General features: G+C 68.5%; 17 protein-coding genes. 4 read left to right on the top strand and 13 right to left on the bottom strand.

The window, feature by feature from the left end; translation table 11 throughout:
* Nucleotides 1–29: 29 nt before the first annotated feature.
* The 7 genes from QZM35_RS03990 to QZM35_RS03960 all read right to left on the bottom strand — a co-directional run bounded on the left by QZM35_RS03990 (nt 30) and on the right by QZM35_RS03960 (nt 11,614).
* On the bottom strand, nt 30–977 hold the full coding sequence (locus tag QZM35_RS03990) for a DmsC/YnfH family molybdoenzyme membrane anchor subunit (protein ID WP_301775431.1): 948 nt from the start codon (nt 975–977) through the stop codon (nt 30–32).
* A gap of 41 nt (nt 978–1,018) precedes the next feature.
* The gene (locus QZM35_RS03985) at nt 1,019–1,765 is read right to left on the bottom strand and encodes a 4Fe-4S dicluster domain-containing protein (protein ID WP_089432470.1); all 747 of its coding nucleotides are present in this window, start codon (nt 1,763–1,765) and stop codon (nt 1,019–1,021) included.
* Nucleotides 1,766–1,781: 16 nt separating this feature from the next.
* Nucleotides 1,782–4,718, bottom strand: coding sequence for a molybdopterin oxidoreductase family protein (locus tag QZM35_RS03980; RefSeq protein WP_301775430.1), 2,937 nt, complete (start codon nt 4,716–4,718; stop codon nt 1,782–1,784).
* Nucleotides 4,719–4,970: 252 nt separating this feature from the next.
* The gene (locus QZM35_RS03975) at nt 4,971–6,392 is read right to left on the bottom strand and encodes an amino acid permease (protein ID WP_089427832.1); all 1,422 of its coding nucleotides are present in this window, start codon (nt 6,390–6,392) and stop codon (nt 4,971–4,973) included.
* 180 nt (nt 6,393–6,572) lie between these two features.
* Nucleotides 6,573–7,988, bottom strand: a complete 1,416-nt coding sequence (locus QZM35_RS03970) for an FAD-binding oxidoreductase (RefSeq protein ID WP_089427833.1) — start codon at nt 7,986–7,988, stop codon at nt 6,573–6,575.
* A gap of 538 nt (nt 7,989–8,526) precedes the next feature.
* Nucleotides 8,527–9,831 (bottom strand): MFS transporter, encoded by a 1,305-nt coding sequence (locus QZM35_RS03965; protein WP_301775429.1) that lies wholly within the window; start codon nt 9,829–9,831, stop codon nt 8,527–8,529.
* 127 nt (nt 9,832–9,958) lie between these two features.
* Nucleotides 9,959–11,614, bottom strand: coding sequence for a GMC family oxidoreductase (locus QZM35_RS03960; RefSeq protein ID WP_301775428.1), 1,656 nt, complete (start codon nt 11,612–11,614; stop codon nt 9,959–9,961).
* A gap of 186 nt (nt 11,615–11,800) precedes the next feature.
* Here QZM35_RS03960 and QZM35_RS03955 point away from each other — a divergent pair, with 186 nt between their 5' ends.
* Nucleotides 11,801–12,625, top strand: coding sequence for an IclR family transcriptional regulator (locus QZM35_RS03955; RefSeq protein ID WP_089432464.1), 825 nt, complete (start codon nt 11,801–11,803; stop codon nt 12,623–12,625).
* Nucleotides 12,626–12,664: 39 nt separating this feature from the next.
* Here the strand turns inward: QZM35_RS03955 and QZM35_RS03950 are convergent, their stop codons facing one another.
* From QZM35_RS03950 to QZM35_RS03935, 4 genes are all read right to left on the bottom strand, one after another.
* Complete coding sequence (locus QZM35_RS03950) at nt 12,665–12,988, bottom strand: hypothetical protein (protein ID WP_301775427.1); 324 nt, start codon at nt 12,986–12,988, stop codon at nt 12,665–12,667.
* Between the two features lie 115 nt (nt 12,989–13,103).
* Nucleotides 13,104–14,126, bottom strand: coding sequence for a DUF2891 domain-containing protein (locus QZM35_RS03945; RefSeq protein ID WP_089427839.1), 1,023 nt, complete (start codon nt 14,124–14,126; stop codon nt 13,104–13,106).
* A 10-nt stretch (nt 14,127–14,136) separates the two neighbouring features.
* Nucleotides 14,137–15,087 (bottom strand): DUF979 domain-containing protein, encoded by a 951-nt coding sequence (locus QZM35_RS03940; protein WP_089432462.1) that lies wholly within the window; start codon nt 15,085–15,087, stop codon nt 14,137–14,139.
* The gene (locus QZM35_RS03935; protein WP_174971847.1) at nt 15,084–15,773 is read right to left on the bottom strand and encodes a DUF969 domain-containing protein; all 690 of its coding nucleotides are present in this window, start codon (nt 15,771–15,773) and stop codon (nt 15,084–15,086) included. Before QZM35_RS03935 ends, QZM35_RS03940 begins: the two co-directional genes overlap by 4 nt.
* Nucleotides 15,774–16,100: 327 nt before the next feature.
* Between QZM35_RS03935 and QZM35_RS03930 the strand changes: the two genes are divergently transcribed.
* Complete coding sequence (locus tag QZM35_RS03930; protein ID WP_039357299.1) at nt 16,101–16,325, top strand: hypothetical protein; 225 nt, start codon at nt 16,101–16,103, stop codon at nt 16,323–16,325.
* 48 nt (nt 16,326–16,373) lie between these two features.
* Here the strand turns inward: QZM35_RS03930 and QZM35_RS03925 are convergent, their stop codons facing one another.
* Together QZM35_RS03925 and QZM35_RS03920 are read right to left on the bottom strand one after the other, a co-directional pair.
* A complete protein-coding gene (locus QZM35_RS03925) occupies nt 16,374–16,802 on the bottom strand; it encodes a hypothetical protein (protein WP_089427842.1) in 429 nt (142 codons plus the stop codon).
* Nucleotides 16,799–17,095, bottom strand: a complete 297-nt coding sequence (locus tag QZM35_RS03920; protein ID WP_301775426.1) for a hypothetical protein — start codon at nt 17,093–17,095, stop codon at nt 16,799–16,801. The genes QZM35_RS03925 and QZM35_RS03920 overlap by 4 nt, the downstream gene beginning before the upstream one ends.
* Before the next feature lie 48 nt (nt 17,096–17,143).
* Here QZM35_RS03920 and QZM35_RS03915 point away from each other — a divergent pair, with 48 nt between their 5' ends.
* Both QZM35_RS03915 and QZM35_RS03910 read left to right on the top strand, forming a co-directional pair.
* A complete protein-coding gene (locus QZM35_RS03915; protein ID WP_089427843.1) occupies nt 17,144–18,148 on the top strand; it encodes a chemotaxis response regulator protein-glutamate methylesterase in 1,005 nt (334 codons plus the stop codon).
* A 67-nt stretch (nt 18,149–18,215) separates the two neighbouring features.
* Complete coding sequence (locus QZM35_RS03910) at nt 18,216–19,283, top strand: diguanylate cyclase (protein ID WP_089427844.1); 1,068 nt, start codon at nt 18,216–18,218, stop codon at nt 19,281–19,283.
* Nucleotides 19,284–19,301 lie beyond the last annotated feature (18 nt).

Genomic DNA, 19,301 nt, shown 5'->3' with positions numbered 1-19,301 from the left:
CCTCACGGCGTGGCGGCGCACGCGCAACGTCATGACGCGCGCTGGTAGTAGAGGTTCTGCGGATGCCGCGCATCCGCGAAGAAGAACCAGCGTTCCGCGACCAGCCCCGCATACTGGATCACGAACGCCGCGCCAAGCGCGACGGCGGCCGCGACCGACGTCGGCGCGAGCGCGCCCGCGCCGGTCAGCACGAACGGCACCGCGAATGCGCCGATCAGGAAGCCGGCCTTCACCGCGCGCAGCGTGCCGTTGCCCTGCCCGTGAAAGAATTCCCGCGTATTGAACGCGCTGGCCGTGAAGCCGCGCGACTTCTGCTCGACCTTGTCGCTGCGGATCCCGGTCGCGCTCTGCACGGTCGACTTCGGCCGCAGCCGCGCATTGCGTGCGAGCGACGCGAGCCGTGCCACGCCGCCTGCGAGCGTCAGCACGCAGGCAGCCACCGCAAGCCGGCCGACCAGCGCCGGCGCGAGCCACGCTGCGCACGCCGTCGCCAGCGTGCAGCCGGACGCGCAGCCGAGCAGCACGAAGTTCACGAGCGTCAGCGGGCTTGCCCATTCCTGCAGGAAGCGCAGGCACGCGTAGATCATCGCGGTGCACACGAACAGCGCGACGCTCGCGAGCGCGCCCACCGCGCCGATCAGCAACGTGCCCGGCCAGCCGAACAGGTGCGCCGCGCCATATGCGAACGCACACGCGAGAAACAGCGGCAGCGCGATGCATTCGCGTGACAGCCACGACGTGCGCCACATCGCGATCGCACGCCACGCGCGTTCGGGGTGGCCGAGATGGAAGAACGACGCCAGCAGGCCGAGTGCGCCGAGCGAGACCGACAGCGCGGCGCCGGTCACGTAGAACGACGCGGCAATATCGACGCCTGCCGCGCGCGCCAGTGCCTCGACGATCACGAGCGTCAGCAACAGACCCTGCGCGGCACCGCACAGCGTGGTGAGGAAAACGACCGAAAAAGCTGGGCGCATGGGGACTCCGTTTTTTCGACTATGAGTAAGGGGCTGCGCGTTCAGCGCTGAGTCGCGAGCGACACGAGATCGATGTCGCCGCGTGCCGCGCGGGCCTCGAATGAATCGTCTTCGCCGATGCCGTTCGATGCACTGCCGCACCCGCCGCTACTTCCGCACCCGCACGATGCTTCGGTCTTCACGCGCGGCAGGTAATGGTTCGATGGCCGCGTGCCCCATTCGGGCATCAGCTGATAGCCGCCGCGTTCGCGGATCGCGCGCGACACGTCCGACTCCGGATCGTGCACGTCGCCGAACAGTCGCGCCGACGTCGGGCACGCGAGCACACAGGCCGGCTTGCGGTCGCGTTCGGGCAGCGCCTGGTTGTCGATGCGGTCCGCGCACAGCGTGCACTTCGTCATCTCCTTGCGGCCTTCGTCGAGCTCGCGCGCGCCGTACGGGCATGCCCACGCGCAGTACTTGCAGCCGATGCACTTGTCGTAGTCGACCAGCACGATCCCGTCCGACTTGCGCTTGTAGCTCGCGCCGGTCGGGCATACCGGCACGCACGGCGGATCCTCGCAATGCAGGCACGACTTCGGAAAGTGAATCGTGTCGGTCATCGGGAACACGCCCGCTTCGTAGGTCTGCACGCGGTTGAAGAACGTGCCGGACGGATCGTCGTCGTACGGGCGCATGTCCGCGAGACTGCCGGCTTCGCCCGACGTGTTCCACTCCTTGCAGCTCGTCACGCAGGCATGGCAGCCGACGCATACGTTCAGGTCGATGACGAGGGCCATCTGGGTCATGGTGGTGCTCCTTCGATCAGCGATCTTCAGACTTCGGGCCGGCGGACGCCGCGCGCCGCAGCCGCGCGGCGAATGCGCCGGTTCCCGCGAAATACGCCTGCACGCGCTGCAGCACGCGCGGCGTGCCCGGCAGCGCCGGCATCGGCGCGAACTGCGGCAAGGTCGTCGCCGCATCGGCTTCGGCCGGATAGATCCGCACCTGCACGTCGTACCAGCCGGCCTGCCCCGTGATCGGATCGGAGTTCGACATCCGCGCACCGCCGCGCGCCGCATCCGGCAGCTCGTCGGTGATCACGTGGTTCAACAGGAAGCCGCGCTGCGACTCGCCCGCCTGCGGCCCGAGGTTCCACGCGCCGGCCGCCTTGCCGATCGCGTTCCACGTCCATACGGTGCCGGGCTCGACCGCCTCGCTGTAGCGCGCGCGGCAACGCACCTTGCCCCATGGCGATTCGACGTAGATCCACGCGCCGTCTTCGATCTGCTGCGCGGCGGCCGTCACCGGGTTCACGAACAGGTGGTTCTCGCCGTGGATCTGCCGCAGCCACGCGTTCTGAGAATCCCACGAGTGGTACATCGCCATCGGCCGCTGCGTGATCGCCGCGAGCGGATAGCGGCCCGCATCGGTCAGCCCGCTTTCGAGCGACCGATGCCAGAACGGCAGCGGATCGAAATAGCGCGCGATGCGCTCGCGCAGATGGTCCGGCGGCTGGCGGCCCGACGTGCGGCCTTGCGCGGCGAGCCGGAATTTCTGCATCACGTCCGAGTAGAGCTGGATCACGATCGGCACGCCGAACTTGCGCATCCCGTTGTCGACCGCCCACTGCATGTACGGGCCGTTGCAGTTGCGCATGTACTGCAGCGGCTCCGGCAGCCGGTGGTGGTACACGCAGTTGTTCTCCGCGTAGCGCTTCCACTGGTCGGGGTTCGGTTCGCCGACGACCGCCTTGTCGCCGTCCTTGCCGCGCCAGCCGATCAGGAAGCCGGTGCCGGAATCGGGCGCGGTCTGGAAATTGATGACGAAATCCGGATAGTCGCGAAACTTGCGTTGCCCGTCCGCGGTCGTGAAGGCCGGAAACTTCAGCCGGCTCGCGAGTTCGATCAGCACTTCCTGGAACGGCTTGCATTCGCCGGTCGGCGGCACGACCGGCACGCGCACCGAGTCGACCGGCCCGTCGAATTCGGAGATCGGCCGGTCGAGCACCGACATCACGTCGTGCCGCTCGAGGTAAGTCGTGTCGGGCAGGATCAGGTCGGCGAACGCCGTCATCTCCGACGCGAACGCATCGCACACGACGAGGAACGGGATCCGGTATTCGCCGTCGTCGCGCTTGTCGACCAGCATCTTGCGCACTTCCGTCGTATTCATCGACGAATTCCACGCCATGTTGGCCATGAAGATCAGCAGCGTGTCGATCGGATAGGGATCGCCGCGCCACGCATTGGTGATCACCGAATGCATGAGCCCGTGCACCGCGAGCGGGTATTCCCACGAAAACGCCTTGTCGAGCCGCGCGGGCGTGCCGTCCGGATGGACGAACAGATCCTCGGGGCCCGCGGGCCAGCCGAGCGGGCCGGTGGCGAGCGGCGTGTTCGGCCTGATCTGCGCCGGGTCGTTCGGCGGTTTCGCCGACGGCGGCACCGCGCGCGGATACGGCGCCTTGTGCCGGAAGCCGCCCGGCCGGTCGATCGTGCCGAGCAGCGACATCAGCACGGCAAGCGCGCGGATCGTCTGGAAGCCGTTCGAATGCGCGGCGAGCCCGCGCATCGCATGGAACGCGATCGGCACGCCCTTCACCGAATCGTGTTCCTTGCCCCATGAATCCGTCCAGCGCACCGGCAGCGCGATCGCGTGGTCGCGCGCGACCGTCTCCATCTCGCGCGCCAGGCGGCGGATCGTGTCGGCCGCGATGCCGGTGATGTCGGCCGCCCATTCGGGCGTGCATTCGGCCACCTGCTCACGCAGCAGCGTGAACGACGGCGCGACGGGCGTGCCGTCGTCGAGCGTATAGCGGCCGTCGAGTGCAGGCTCGGCGCCTTCCGTGTGATGCAGCACCGCGCGGTTCGTCTTCGTGTCCCACCACATCCGGTTCTGCGGATACAGCGCGTTGACCTCCGGCGCGCCGGCGTCGCGCACGAACAGCCCGAACGTGTCGGCGCCGTCGCGCTGGTCGATCAGCTCCGCCGCGTTCGTGAAGCGCGACACGAATTCGAGGTCGAACGCGTCGCGCGCGATCAGCTCGTGCATCAGCGCCATGAACAGCGCGCCATCGGTGCCGGGGCGAATCGGAATCCATTCGTCGGCGATCGCCGCGTAGCCGGTGCGCACCGGATTGATCGCGATGAAGCGGCCGCCCGCCCGCTTGAACTTGCCGAGCGCGATCTTCAGCGGATTCGAATGGTGGTCCTCCGCGGTGCCGATCATGAAGAACAGCTTCGCGTTGTCGAGATCAGGCCCGCCGAATTCCCAGAACGAGCCGCCGATCGTATAGATCATCCCGGCCGCCATGTTCGCCGAGCAGAATCCGCCATGCGCCGCATAGTTCGGCGTACCGAACTGTTTCGCGAACAGGCCGGTGAGCGCCTGCATCTGGTCGCGGCCGGTGAACAGCGCAAAGCGCTTCGGGTCGGTGGCGCGCAGGTGCGCGAGACGCTTTTCGAGCACGTCGAACGCGACCTCCCACGACACCGGCTCGAACTGCGCGTCGCCGCGCTCGGCGCCCGGCTTGCGCATCAGCGGCTGCGTGAGCCGCGCGGGCGAATACTGCTTCATGATTCCGGACGAACCTTTCGCGCAGATGACGCCCTGGTTCAGCGGATGCGCGGGATTGCCGTCGATATAGCGCACCTCGCCGTCGCGCAGGTGCACGCGGATGCCGCAGCGGCACGCGCACATGTAGCACGTCGTCGTCTTGATCTCGGCCTGCTCGTCCCGCTCGCGTGCCCGATGTTCCATCGTCTGTCCTCGTTCGCGGATTCGCGGATGAGGGCGCGCCCGGCGGGCGCACCCGTGAATCGGTTCATCCATGCTATGCCGGCACGCGGCCGACATAAAGTCGCATCCTCTGATCGGTGCTATCGGTCGGCCCGATAGTTGCGCCGATAGTTGCCCCGGTCATCCATCGGCTCGGGCCTGAAGCCGCATGCACGAAGGCCCGGCACGCGGGCCGGGCCTTCGGCGTCAGGCGTTAGCGCGCATTACCCGGCATCAACGCGGCGGATAGGCGAGCAGTTCGCTGTCGTCGAGATGCTCGCGGCGGCTGCGGCGCGTGAGCCCGTAGGCGACGACCAGTACGCCGAGGCTGGCGACACCGAGCCACAGCGGCTTGCGCTGGTCGGGGATGAACGCCATCGCGACGAGGATGCCGACCATCCCGATGATCGCGACCCAGGTGAGGTACGGATACGCCCACATCTTGACGCGCAGCTTGCTGGCGGCCACCGGGTCGAGGCGCTTGCGCAGGCGCAGTTGCGAGAACGCGATCAACACGTACACGAACAGCGCGACGGTGCCGTACGAATTGACGAGGAACGCGAACACGGTATCGGGCGACACGTACGACATCACCACCGACACGTAACCGAACACCGTGCCGAGCAGGATCGCGCGCACCGGCACGCCGCGCTTGTTGACCTTCGCGAGCGCGGCCGGCGCGTCGCCGTGGCGGGTCAGCGCGAACAGCATCCGCGACGCCGCATAGAGGCCCGAGTTGAGCGCGGACAGCACGGCCGTCAGCACGATCGCGTTCATCACGTTGGCGGCAGCCGGCAGGCCCATCACTTCGAGTGCGCTCACGTACGGCGTGGCCATCTGATGCGAGTTCCACGGCACCAGCGCCACGACGAGCGCGACCGAGCCGACGTAGAACACCAGCACGCGCGTGATCACCGAATTGGTGGCCTTCGCAACCGCTTTCGCCGGTTCCTTCGCCTCGGCCGCCGCGATCGTGACGATCTCGGCGCCGAAGTAGAAGCCGGTCGCCGCGACCGCCCCGCTCATTACCGGCCCGATGCCGAGCGGCATGAAGCCGCCGTGGCCGAGCAGCGTCGGCAGCACCGACGTCGTGTGCATCGACGCGGGCCACAGGCCGAGCACGTAGAGGCCGCCGAGGAACAGGAACACCATGATCGCGCCGACCTTGATCGACGAGAACCAGAACTCGAACTCGCCGTAGCTGCCGACCGAGATCAGGTTCGTGAGCGTCAGCACGACCAGCAGCGCGAGGCTGATGATCCATGCGGGCGTATCCGGTAGCCAGAACTGGATCAGCTTGGCGCCGGCCACCGCTTCGAGCGCGACGACGATCACCCAGAAATACCAGTACATCCAGCCGGTCAGGAAGCCCGCCATCTTGCCGGGCCCGCGCCAGTTGCCGAACGCGAGCCGCGCGTACTCGTAGAACGAACCGACGGCCGGCATCGCGCATGCCATCTCGCCGAGCATCCGCATCACGAGCACGACGAGCCCGCCCGTGATCAGGAACGACAGGATCGCGGCCGGCCCGGTCTGCTGAATCACCACGCCGCTGCCGACGAACAGCCCGGCACCGATCACGCCGCCAAGCGCGATCATCGTCATGTGGCGCTGCTTGAGCCCACACTTCAGGTCACTCTGATTCGAGGGTTGCATGTCTTCTCCATATCCAGTTGTCCGGACGCCGCCCGCACACCACCATCGGGTGAGCGCGGGCGCCGCCGGCGACGGCGCGTGCAGGGGCGCCTGCAGCCCCGGCCGCACGGATTTCTATTGCTTTTATTGTGTTCGACAGCCCGGCGCGCGTTGTGTCACGCCGGGCGATATGCACTACGTTCAGGGCTTTTCGTCGTTCCTGAAGTAAGACAGGTAGAGCATCCGTTGCCCGAGGCGCCGGAACGGCGCGAACGGGTGGCCAGGCAGCGGCGACGTGAAGATCGGCAGCGTCTGCCGTGCGCCCTTCCCCGCGATCTGCTCGGCCAGCCGGCGGCCGGCCTGCTGCGAGTACGACACGCCGTTGCCGCCGTAGCCGAGCGCGTAGTACACCGACTGCCGCGGGTCGGGCTGGCACACGCGCGGCATCATGTCGTGGCTCACGTCGACCCAGCCCCACCATGAATAGTCGATCTCCACGCCGCGCAGCGCGGGGAACTTGCGCGCCATCCCGTCCTTCAGCAATTCGAAGTGACGCGGGTTCGGCGCATCGTCACCGGTGATCGCGCTGCGGCTGCCGATCTGCAAGCGGCGATCCGGCAGGAAACGGTAGTAGAAGCGCAGCGTACGCGTGTCGGTCAGCACCTGCGTCGTGCGGAAATTGCATGCGTCGATCTCCGCGTCGGTGAGCGGGCGCGTCACCATCGAATTCGACAGGATCGGCATCACCTTGCTGCGCAGCGACGGATGCAGCGTCTGCGCGGTATACGCACCGGTCGCGATGCCGACCGCACGGGCCCGCACGACGCCGCCGGGCGTGCGCAGGTGGTGCACGCCGTCGATCGTCTCGAAGCCGAGCACCGGGCTGCTCGTATGCACCTTCGCGCCGGCTTCGCGCGCGAGGCGCAGGTAGCCGAACGCGAGCTTCAGCGCGTGGATGCCGATGCCTTCCGGCTCGTGCAGCGCGCCGGCCGCTTCGTGGTCGTTGATGAATTCGCGACGGAAGGTTTCGGCGCTCAGCAGTTCGGACGGATAGCCGAACACGTCCTTCCACACCTTCGCCTCGGCCGCGAGCTTGGCCATGATGCGCGGACGATGCGCGATCAGGAAATGGCCGCCCGGCTGCGGGTCGCAGTCGATTTCCGCCACGAGCGACTTGAAGTTCTCGAAGCCTTCGAGGATCTCGTCGTGCATCTTCAGCGCGACGTCCTTGCCCCAGCGCTCGATCCACTGCGAGCGCGACAGCCGGCCCGATGCGTTCTGCCCCTGCCCGCCGTTGCGGCTGCTGCAGCCCCAGCTCGTGCGGTTGGCTTCCAGCACGACGGCCTTGATGCCGTGGTCCCGCGCGAGGCACAGCGCGGTCGCGAGGCCCGTGTAGCCGGCGCCGATGATCGCGACGTCGACATCGAGATCGCGCGTCACGGGGCCGTCGTCGGGCGGCGGGGTGCCGGCCGTCGCGACCCAGTAGGTCGGCGCGTACTGCCGGCCGCACCCGGGCCCCGGCGACACGAGCGGATCGTAGGTCGGGTCGTAACGCGTGTCGTTCGGCCGGCCGCCGTTGAAACCGCTCGCGGTGCGTTCGATGGAAGGGGTCGACATGCTCAGACCTCCGACGCGGGCTGGCCTGCCACGCCGCAACGGGCGCGCGAGGCGATTCGACTGACTGATGCGGGGCGCACGCTCGCCGCACGGGCGAATGCTGCCGACTGCCTGTTGGTCATGCCTGTCTCCTGATCGTTCTCTTCGGGTCGATCGTGTGCAGATGCTTCAATGCGGCGATCTGTCGAGGAAAGTGTAGGCAGGCCGATTTGTCGCAGGTAGGGCCAGTCGACCGGATTCGCTTGGACCAGCGCGCGGGCGGCCGAATGGCGGGCAGCCGGTGGTGGGTCGCGATCGGCAAGGGGTGCGGCGCGGGCCTGCCACCACCGGGAAATCGATCAGCCGGCAGCATCGGACGACCCGCTGACGGCAACGGTCAGCGGCGTTGGCGTTGGCGTTGGCGTGGGCGTGGGCATGGGCATGGGCGTTGGCGTAGCCGTGGCCGTCGTCGTGGGCTCGGGTGTCGGCTCAGGTGTGGGCACGGCACCGACCGACGACCGCCCCGCCGATACGACCCCGCGCCCCACCCCACCCGCTGTCACATCGCCCGCACCGCGACGCCGTCCACGCCGCCGCGCTTCTCGATCGCCCGCGCGGACACGATCGACAGAAGTGCAGACAACATCACGTAAACCCCGACGAGCCACGGCGCCCCGCCGTTCACGCGCAGCAGCGCGGTCGCGACGATCGGCGTGAGCCCGCTCGCGAAGATGCCCGACACCTGGTAGACGAACGAAATCCCCGTGTAACGCACGTTCGCGTCGAACAGCTCCGCGAACAGCGCGGCTTCCGGCCCGTACGCCATCGCGTAGAAGATCCCGAACGGGATCACCAGCGCGAGCCACACGGCGAGCAGGTGGGTCGACTGCGTCTGCAGCAGCCAGAACGCGGGCAGCACCGACAGCCCGCACAGCGTCGCGCCCCACCGGTACACGCGCGCACGGCCGAGCCGGTCGGACAGCCCGCCGAACACCGGGATGAACACGCACATCACGACGGCCGCGCTCATCACGCCGAGCAGCGCGTCGCCGCGCGAGATCGACAGGTTGCGCGTCATGTAGCCGATCGAGAACACCGCGAACACGTTGAAGAACACGCCGTCGATATAACGCGCGCCCATCCCGAGCAGGATCGCCCGACGATAGTTGGCGAGCAGCTCGACGACCGGCAGCTTCGTATCGCGCCGCTGGCGCTTGAGCGCGACGAACTCGGGCGTATCGGCCACCCGCGTGCGGATGTAGAAGCCGACCGCCACCAGCAGCAGCGACGCCGCGAACGCGACGCGCCAGCCCCACGCGAGAAAGGCGGCGTCCGGCAGCGCACGCGACAGCGCCGCGACCACGCCGGCCGCGAGGCACAGCCCGATCGCGAGCCCGATCTGCGGCAGGCTCGCATACAGCCCGCGCCGGTGCGGCGACGCGTACTCGTAGGCCATCAGCACCGCGCCGCCCCACTCGCCGCCCAGGCCGATGCCCTGCAGCACGCGCAGCGTCAGCAGCAGCACCGGCGCCCACATGCCGATCTGCGCATAAGTCGGCAGGAACGCGACGCCGGCCGTCGACACGCCCATGATCAGCATCGTCAGGATCAGCGCGGACTTGCGCCCGACGCGGTCGCCGAGATGGCCGAACAGCAAGCCGCCGAGCGGGCGCGTGATGAAGCCGACCGCGAACGTCGCATACGCGAGCATCGTCGACACGAACGCGTCGCCGGCCGGAAAGTACTGCTTGTCGAACACGATGCCGGCGACCACGCCGTACAGGAAAAAGTCGTACCACTCGACGGTCGCGCCGATCACGCTGGCCGCGGCCACGCGTCGGACGACCCGGGAATCGATTGCCATGCGAGCTTCTCCAGGTAAGGATGCGCCGCAACCCGCCCCGGCGCCGTACCGGCGGGGGCATCGATGAACGCGCGGCGGCCGTCCGGGCGCAGGCGCACGGGCCACGCGGGTGATGCGTGGCGACGCCCTACGCGAGCGCCTCGGCGGCCGGCGCGACGCTGTGGCCGCGATCGGCCGCGCGCGCGTCCTCGAGGATCATGTCGGACGCCTTCTCGGCGACCATCACGATCGGCACGTTGGTATTGCCCGATACGAGGGTCGGCATGATCGAGCAGTCGACCACGCGCAACCCGCGCGTGCCGTACACGCGCAGCCGCTCGTCCACGACCGCGAGCGGATCGCTCGCGACGCCCATTTTCGCGGTGCCGGACGGATGGAAGATCGTCTGCCCGTATTCCCGGCAGAACTCGAGCAGCTCGTCGTCAGTCTGCGCGTCCGCGCCCGGCCGCACCTCGCGCTTCATCAGCCGCGCCATCGGCTCGGTGGCCGCGACGCGGCGCGCGAAGCGCACGCCGGCCACCGTCGTGCGGCGGTCGCGCTCGGTGTCGAGATAGTTCGGCTGGATCGACGGCGCGTCGCGCGTATCGTCGGTGCGGATGCGCACGGTGCCGCGCGATTCGGGCCGCAGTTGGCAGATCGAATACGTGCAGCCGGGAAACGGATGCACGCTGCCGCCGGCCGAATCGGCCGACAGCGTCGAGAAATGGAACTGGATGTCCGGCGTCGCCGATTCGTCCGGCAGCGCACGGCAGAACATCCCGCCCTGGTTGATGCCGATCGCGAGCGGGCCGCCACGGAACAGCGCCCACTGCAGCCCCATCTTCGCGCGACCGATCCACGAGTGCAGTTCGTCATTGGTCGTGATCGGCTTCGTCACTTCATAGATCAGACGAATCTGCAGGTGATCCTGCAGGTTCTCGCCGACGCCCGCGCGATCGGCGACGACCGGAATCCCGTGCCGGTTCAAGAGCGCGGCCGGCCCGACGCCCGACACCTGCAGCAGTTGCGGCGATTGCAGCGCGCCGGCCGCGAGAATCACCTCGCGCAGCGCGCGCACCTCATGCACCTTGCCATGCTGGACGTACCGCACGCCGGACGCCTGCGCGCCGTCGAACAGCACCTTCAGCGCCTGCGCATCGGTTTCGACATGCAGGTTCGGCCGCCCGCGCGCGGGCTTCAGGTACGCCACCGCCGTCGAGCAGCGCAGCCCGTTGCGCGTGGTGAGCTGGTAATAGCCGACGCCTTCCTGGTCACCCGTGTTGAAATCGTCGACCGTGCGCACGCCGAGCCGGTTCGACGCGGCCACGAACGCATCGACGAGTTCGTGCCGCTGCCGGATCGCGGACGCCCACAGCGGGCCGCCGGTGCCGCGCGTGGGCCCTTCGCCGAGCGTGTTGTGTTCGAGCTTGCGGAAATACGGCAGGCACTCGCGCCAGCTCCAGCCGCGATTGCCGAGTGCGGCCCAATGGTCGTAGTCCTGCTGCTGCCCGCGCACGTAGATCAGCCCGTTGATCGAGCTGCAGCCGCCGAGCGTGCGGCCGCGCGGCCAGTACAGGCGGCGGTTGTGCATGTTCGGATCGGGATCGGTGTGGAAGCCCCAGTTGTACACGGGGTGGAACATCGTCTTGCCATAGCCGATCGGCACGTGGATCCACATGTAGCGGTCGACGGGGCCCGCTTCCAGCAGGCACACCGTATGGCGGCCGCCGTCGGACAGCCGGTTGGCGAGGACGCAACCGGCCGATCCCGCGCCGACCACGACATAGTCGAAGCTGCGTGTCATTCGTGTCTCCGTTCCGGGGTTTTGGAAAAATCCGGTATGTTTCGTCCAAATTTATTGAGCCCACGGAACGCATACAAGCCGATTTATTGTCCACGTCGCGAATGTGGTACAAAAACCGTTCAATTCGTTTCATTTCCCTCGCACACACCATCCCGGGACGCACGCCGATCCCGACGGAGGAGACACATGCGCGAAACCGCCCCCGCGCCGCCCGATGGCGCGCCCGCCGACGACGCGCGCGTCCTGCGCGCGCTCGCGGTGCTCGAAGCGCTCGCGTCGGCCGGTCAGCCCTACACGCTGTCGCAACTCGCCGCGCGGCTGCATATCCCGAAGGCGACGCTGCTGCGCCTGATCGAATCGCTCGAAACGCGCGGCTACGTGATCCACATGCCCGACTCGCGCGGCCACGATCGCGGCATCGCGCTCGGCCCGCGCGCCGCGCAGTTCGCGCTCGCGGCACTGTCGAACAACACCTTCACGCGCGGCTGCCGCTCGGTGCTGCGCTCGCTCGTCGACGTGCTTGGCGAGACCTGCAACCTCACCGCGCTCGACGGCGACACGGTGCTGTACGTCGAACGCGTCGAGACGACCGAGCCGCTACGGCTCGAGATGCGGCCCGGCATGCGCGTGCCGCTGCATTGCACGGCGAGCGGCAAGCTGTTCCTGTCGCAGCTGAATGCGCTGGAGCGCAATGCGATGCTCGCGCGGCTCACGCTGAAGAAGATGACCTACCGGACGCTGACCGATGCGCAGTTGCTTGCGGCCGAGCTCGACCGGCTCGCCGCGCGCGGCGTCGGGATCGACAACGAGGAGTTCGTGCGCGGGATGGTGGCGGTTGCGGTGCCGGTGAAGGAGGCAGCAAGCGGCCGTGTGCTCGCGGCGCTCGCCGTGCATGCGCCGACCGCGCGCGCGACGCTCAACGACCTGCTGGAGAACGTGCCGAAGATGCGGGAGGCGGCTACGCGGCTCGCGCCGCTGCTGCATGCGGCTGAGGGTGCGCCGCCGGGTTGATGCGGCCGCGCGCGGTCGCACCGCTATGCCGTCACACGTTCACGCGAGGTGGTAGCGCAGCCAGAAAGTCTCGCGGCAGGCGTTGTCGAACGTCATCCGCGTCGGGCCGATCGCTTGCGCATCGGGATGGCGGAGCACGTCATAGTCGATCCAGCATTCCGCGCACAGCAGGTCGGACGGCGCGCGGTCCTGCTCGACCGAGCGACGCACGATCGCGCCGTTGTCGAAGCGGTATTCGGTTTCGTCGCGCGTGACTTCGACATCGTCGTCGGTCCAGCGGTCGTGCGACATCGTGTGCGACACGACCGACACCGGGCCCGGGAGTCCGTGGATCGCGGCAACGTAGGAAATGAGCTTGTCCATGGCGAGGCGGCAGGGAAACAGATGGCCGCACCACGCAACGCATGCTGCGCGATACGGCCCGAGCGGCGAGTATAGCCGCGCGCCGAAGACCTTGCCGCCGGCGGGGTTTCGCGCGCTACGCCTCCAGCGCCAGCAACGCGAACGTCGCGAGCCAGTGCTCGCCCATGTAGTCGCCGGCCACGTGCGCGAGTGCGCTCGCGAGATGCCGGTCGGCCGCGTCGAGCAGCTTCGCGCGCCGCGCATCGCCTTCCGGCAGCGCGCCGGCCAGCGCACGCTGGCACCACGCGCGGCTCAGGTTCAGCCCGTCGAGGTGCGCGATCTTGCCGTCGCTGCGATCACTGACCGTCGCCGGCTCGAACAGCGTCGCCGGCTCGCCGCGCGCGAGATCGGGCAGGAAGCGCGCGAACCAGCCGTCGAATTCGGCAGCCGGCAGCACGCGCCGCATCAGCTCCGCCTCCATCAGCGCGGGCGACAGGAATTCGTCGCCCGACGGCTCCCACGCCTGGCATGCGACATCGTTCAGGTGCCAGCGCTTCGCGGTATCGACGATCAGCGCCGCGAGCCCGTCGCGCTGCGTGTCGCGCGCGAAGTCGAGCGTGAGCGCCAGCGCGAACGCGGTGTTGAAGTGCGTGCCGACGCGCAGCGGATAGGTCGCTTTCGGCAGGAAGGTCTCGAAGCGCGACACGAACAGGTCGGTCAGCGGCGCCATCGTCTTCGCCCAGCGCGCGGCCTGCGGCATCGCCCCCTTCAGCGCGAGCCGCTCCAGTTGCGCGGACAGCGCGAGCAGCCACGCCCAGCCGTACGGCCGCTCGAAACCGGCGTTGTGCGGCCGCGCGAGATACGCGCGCTCGCCGGCAACGTTCGCGTCGGTGAAGTGCGCGTCGACGATCGCGACGATGCGTTCGGCCTCCGGCAATGCCGGATAGCGTTCGAGCACGCGCAGCACGAGCCAGTAGCCGTGCACGCACGAGTGCCAGTCGTAGCTGCCGTAGAAGATCGGGTGCAGCGCGCGCGGCCCCTGCACGTCGTGCGGACCTTCGAGCGAATGCGTGAGCTTGTTCGGATATTCGCGGGTCAGGTGCGCGAGCGCGAGCGACGCGAATTTCGAGGCGAGTTCGGGGGTCAGTCGGTCGGTCATGGGGATCTCGTCAGAAGCGGAATGCGAACGCGTACATCAGCAGCGTGTTCACGGCGAGCAGCAGCAAGGCCGTCGGCCACTGCACCTTGATCACGCCATTCTTGTCCTTCAGTTCGAGCAGCGCCGCCGGCACGATGTTGAAGTTCGCGGCCATCGGCGTCATCAGCGTACCGCAGAAGCCGCTCAGCATCCCGATCGCGCCGACGATCGCCGGGTTGCCGTGGAACTGGTGGACGATCAGCGGCAGGCCGATGCCGGCCGTCATCACGGGGAACGCGGCGAAGCCGTTGCCCATGATCATCGTGAACAGCGCCATGCCGACCGTGTAGGCCGCGACCACCGCGAACGGCGAATCGATCGGCACCCACGCCTTCACGAGCCCCGACACCACGCCGCCGACACCGGCCACCGCGAACAGCGCGCCGAGCGCCGCGAGCATCTGCGGCAGGATCGCGGCCCAGCCGACCGCGTCCATCGTGTGGCGTGCCTCCTTCACCGCATGCACGGGCGAGTCGCGCAGCATCGCGAGCGCGACGGCGAACGCGACGAGCGTGCCGAGCACGAGCGAGATCAGCGTCACGCTCTTCTGCTCGACGAACGGCACGAGCTTCAACGCGAACGTGCCGATCAGCGTGACGACCGGAATCAGCAGCGCGGGCAGGAACAATTTGTTGCCGAAACGCTGCGCGAGCGTCTCGCGCCGCACGGCCGCCGCTTCCCCGGCTTCGTCGGACGTGCCGCGCCCGAGCTTGCCCGAACCGGCGATCACCGCGAGCGCGATCGCGAGGCAGCCCGTCACGAAATGCGGCAGCAGCGCGCCGAACAGGAACGTGAGCGCGTAGATCGCCCAGAACGCGAAATTGACGATGCGGCGCGGGTTCGTGCGATCGGTCAGGTTGAAGAAGGCGAACGCGGCGAACATCAGCCCCGCGAGCGTGTACAGCGATTCGAGGCCGATCATCGCGTGCCCTCCTGCCCCACCAGGCCGAAGCCGCGCGTAAGCCGGCGGTCGAGCAACGCAAGGCGCGTGCAATGGATCACGAGTGCGGCGATCGCGGTCGGGATCGCCCACACTGACAGGTGCAGCGGCTCGATGGAGATGCCGTTCTGTTCGAGAAAGCCCTTGATCAGCAGGATCGACTGGATCGCGATGAAGATGTCCTCGCCGAAGAACACGGCGACGTTGTCGGCGCCCGATGCATGCGCGCGGATCTGCTGGCGCACCGATTCGGGCAGCTCGCCATGCCGGTTGACCGCGGCGGCCTCGGCCATCGGCGCGATCAGCGGCCGCACCATCTGCGCATGGCCGCCGAGCGACGTGAGACCGAGCGCGGCCGTCGCCTGGCGCAGCACGAAGTACAGCATCAGCACGCGGCCCGTGGTGGCCGCCTGCACGCGCGAGATCATCCGCTTCGCCTGCTCCTTGAGCCCGTTGCGCTCGAGCAGCGCGATCACCGGCAGCGTCAGCCAGATGAGCCCCATGTAGCGGTTTTCGGTGAACGCCTTGCCGAACGCGCTGACGATGTCGACGAGATTCAGCCCGCCCGCCAGCCCCGTCGCGAGCCCCGCGATCGTGACCACCAGCAGCGCATTGAAGCGCAGCGCAAAACCGATCACGACGATCGGCACCCCAATCAGCACCAGCATTGCTCCTCCTTGTGTCGAATGCACGGCGCCTTGGCAACGCGCCGCCTGCCCGGTTTGGACCGGGCTCTGACGGCGCAATCTAACACGAGACTTTATCGACAAAAAGTCGACAATTTACTGCTCCGGGTAAACGTTGAAGTGTGCGAACGCCGTGCCCGGGCCAGGTGTCGGTGGAGTTTCATCGGAGGAAACGGGGGACGCGAACGCGCCGGTTGCGGCACGCGCGTCAGCGCCCCGGCCGGCGGCATGCAGCGGCCCGCCGCGCGTGGCGGAGCCCCGGTGCGCCGACTACACTGGAAAGCATCGGCAACGGACGGGAGAGCCGCCATGATTGACGTATTCCAGACCATCGGCAGCCGCGCGTTCTCCGCTCATCTGGCGAAGGACGGGATGGTGACGCTGATGGAGCAACGCCATGAGGTCGATCGCGTGACGCTCGCGACCGCGTATGCCGCGCTCGTCGAGGAGTCCGAGCAGGAAGCCGACCTGCTCGACGCGACCGTCGAAGGCATGATGCGCGCGCTGATCCAGGGGTACGCGCGCAGCCATTGACGGTGCGGCCCTCGCCCGTCGGAACGGATGACGGGCAGCCCCCGGGCGCTACGCGGCCGGCGTACCGGCGCCCATGTCGAACCACCGGCCCGCGCGCAGTTGCCGGTAGTCGGCCTGCGTGAAGATCCTCAGCAGGTTCGCGACCGCGCCGTTGCTGGCGCGGTCAAGTTCCGTCATGAACGCTTCGACCTCGTCGCGGCCGGCAAACAGGATCGTGCGAAAGTAGCGTTCGCGTTCCGCGTCGGACAGGTTCGTTGCGCGCAGCTGGTACGGATGGTGAAGCGCCGCGAACAGGAAGTAAAAGCGCTCGGCGTCGTCGCGCAGCACGCGCACCGCGTCCGGATCGACCGGAAAATCGCGGTGGAACGACGCATGCCCGCTCTCGATGGGGATCCGGTACAGCAAGCGGCCGTCGTGCTCGGTCACGACCGGCGCGTACGGATCGCGGCTGACCAGCAGGGTATCGGGCACGGTCATCCGGCATTCTCCCCCGTCATTTTTATCGAAGCCGCCACGGTAACATGCCGGCTTGCGCGGCCGGTCGTGCCGAAACCGCCGGACCGGCATGCGCGGGCCGACCCGGCTCCCCTGCTGTCGGCAAACACCGCGTCGTCATAGAGGAAACGCACTGAAACGGCACCATGCGCGAATTTTTCGATTGCCGCCGCCCGCGCCGCATGACAGCATGCGGGCGTCGCCAACCCAAAAGAATGCCGTGCCGTCCGGCCGCCGATGCCGTCCGGCGGCGCCGAACAGGCAGCCCCTTCCATGAACCCGGCCCACCTCCAACACTACGAACCGACCGGAGAATTCCGCTTGTGAACATCGGCATCGTCAACGACCTCCCGCTTGCCGTCGAGGCGATGCGCCGCGCGATCGCGCGCCGGCCCGAGCACCGCGTGCTGTGGGTCGCGACCGACGGCGCACAAGCCGTCGAGCTGTGCGCCGCGCAGCCGCCCGACGTCGTGCTGATGGACCTGATCATGCCGAAATTCGACGGGATCGAAGCGACGCGGCGGATCATGCGATCCGAACGACCGTGCGCGATCCTGATCGTGACGAGCTGCATCGGCGCGAATGCCTGGCGCGTGTTCGAGGCAATGGGCGCCGGCGCGCTCGACGCGGTCGATACGCCGCGGCTCGGCGACGGCGCGGCCGGCGACACGACCCGCCTGCTGCTCGCGAAGATCGACCAGATCGGCCGCCTGCTCGACGCGCCCGGCGGCACGCGCGTCGCCGGCACGGCCTCCCGCGCCGGCGGCGGCCCGCTGGTCGCGATCGGCGCATCGGCCGGCGGCCCCGGCGCGCTCGCGTCGGTGCTCGGCGGCCTGCCGGCCGATTTCAGCGCCCCGATCGTGATCGTCCAGCACGTCGACCGCGCGTTCGCCGAAGGCATGGCGCAATGGCTCGACGGCCAGACACCGCTCGCCGTGCGCGTCGCGCGCGAAGGCGACCGCCCGCAGCCGGGCGTCGCGCTGCTCGCCGCGACCGACGACCACCTGCGCATCACCCGTGCCGGCACGCTCGAATACACGCGCGAGCCGGCCGCCACGCCGTATCGCCCGTCGGTCGACGTGTTCTTCAACAGCCTGACCGAGCACTGGCCCGGCCGCGTGATCGGCGTGCTGCTCACCGGCATGGGCCGCGACGGCGCGATCGGCCTGAAGGCGCTGCGGATGAAGGGCTACCATACGATCGCGCAGGACGAGGCGACGAGCGCCGTGTACGGCATGCCGAAAGCGGCCGCGACACTCGGCGCGGCGCGCGCGATCCTGCCGCTCGGGCGCATCGCGGGCGAGCTGGCGGCGCTCGCGAAAATCTGAGCCCGACGATGAACACGCGCAACACCCATGCCTGCTCCTGCAACAACCGCAACAACCCGCGTCGATCATGACCATTGACCTGACTCGCCCGCCAGGCGGCCCCTATACGCCGCCCGTCGACGTGCCGGCGATGGTGCTGCTGGTCGATGACCAGACGATCGTCGCGGAAGCCGTGCGGCGTGCGCTCGTCGACGAGGAAGGCATCGATTTCCACTACTGCCCGCGTTCGGACGACGCGATGGCCACCGCGATCGAGACGCGGCCGACCGTGATCCTGCAGGACCTCGTGATGCCCGGCACCGACGGGCTGAGCCTCGTGAAGGCGTACCGCGCGAATCCGGCGACGCGCGACGTGCCGATCATCGTGCTGTCGACGCAGGAAGAGCCCGTGATCAAGAGCGCCGCGTTCGCGGCCGGCGCGAACGACTACCTCGTGAAGCTGCCCGACCGCATCGAGCTCGTCGCGCGGGTGCGCTACCACTCGCGCTCGTACATGAACCTGCTGCAGCGCGACGAGGCCTACCGCGCGCTGCGGCAATCGCAGCAGCAGTTGCTCGAAGCCAATCTCGAGCTGCGGCGCCTCACGCATTCCGACGGCCTGACCGGGCTGTCGAACCGGCGCTATCTCGACGAATACCTCGCCGCGGAATGGCGGCGCGGCACGCGCGAGCGCAGCGAACTGTCGCTGCTGATGATCGACGTCGACAACTTCAAGCTGTACAACGACACGTACGGCCACGTGTCGGGCGACAGCGTGCTCAAGCAGATCGCGTCGACCATCGAGCGCTGCCTCGGCCAGTCGGGCGATCTCGCCGCGCGTTTCGGCGGCGAGGAATTCGCGGTCGTGATGCCGGCCACGTCGCCGGGCGCCGCGCGGCTGCTCGGCGAGAAGATCCGCCTCGCGGTCGAGGCGCTGCGGCTGCGGCACGCGCATTCGTCGACGGGCAACACCGTGACGATCAGCATCGGCGGCGCGAGCATCGTGCCGATGCCCGGCCTGCCGACGACGCTGCTGATCGAAGCGGCCGACCGTGCGCTCTATCGCGCGAAGCACGCAGGCAAGAACCGCGTCGAGATCGATGCGACGCCGACGGCGCCGGTCCCCGGCGGGTTCGGCGGGCCGCCCGTCGACTGAGCGCCGAACGCCGAACGC

This window comes from Burkholderia sp. AU45274 (genome assembly GCF_030482505.1).
Lineage (GTDB): Bacteria > Pseudomonadota > Gammaproteobacteria > Burkholderiales > Burkholderiaceae > Burkholderia.
The sequence above is the reverse complement of the archived record's forward strand: the minus strand, read 5'-3'. Positions and strand labels throughout refer to the sequence as shown.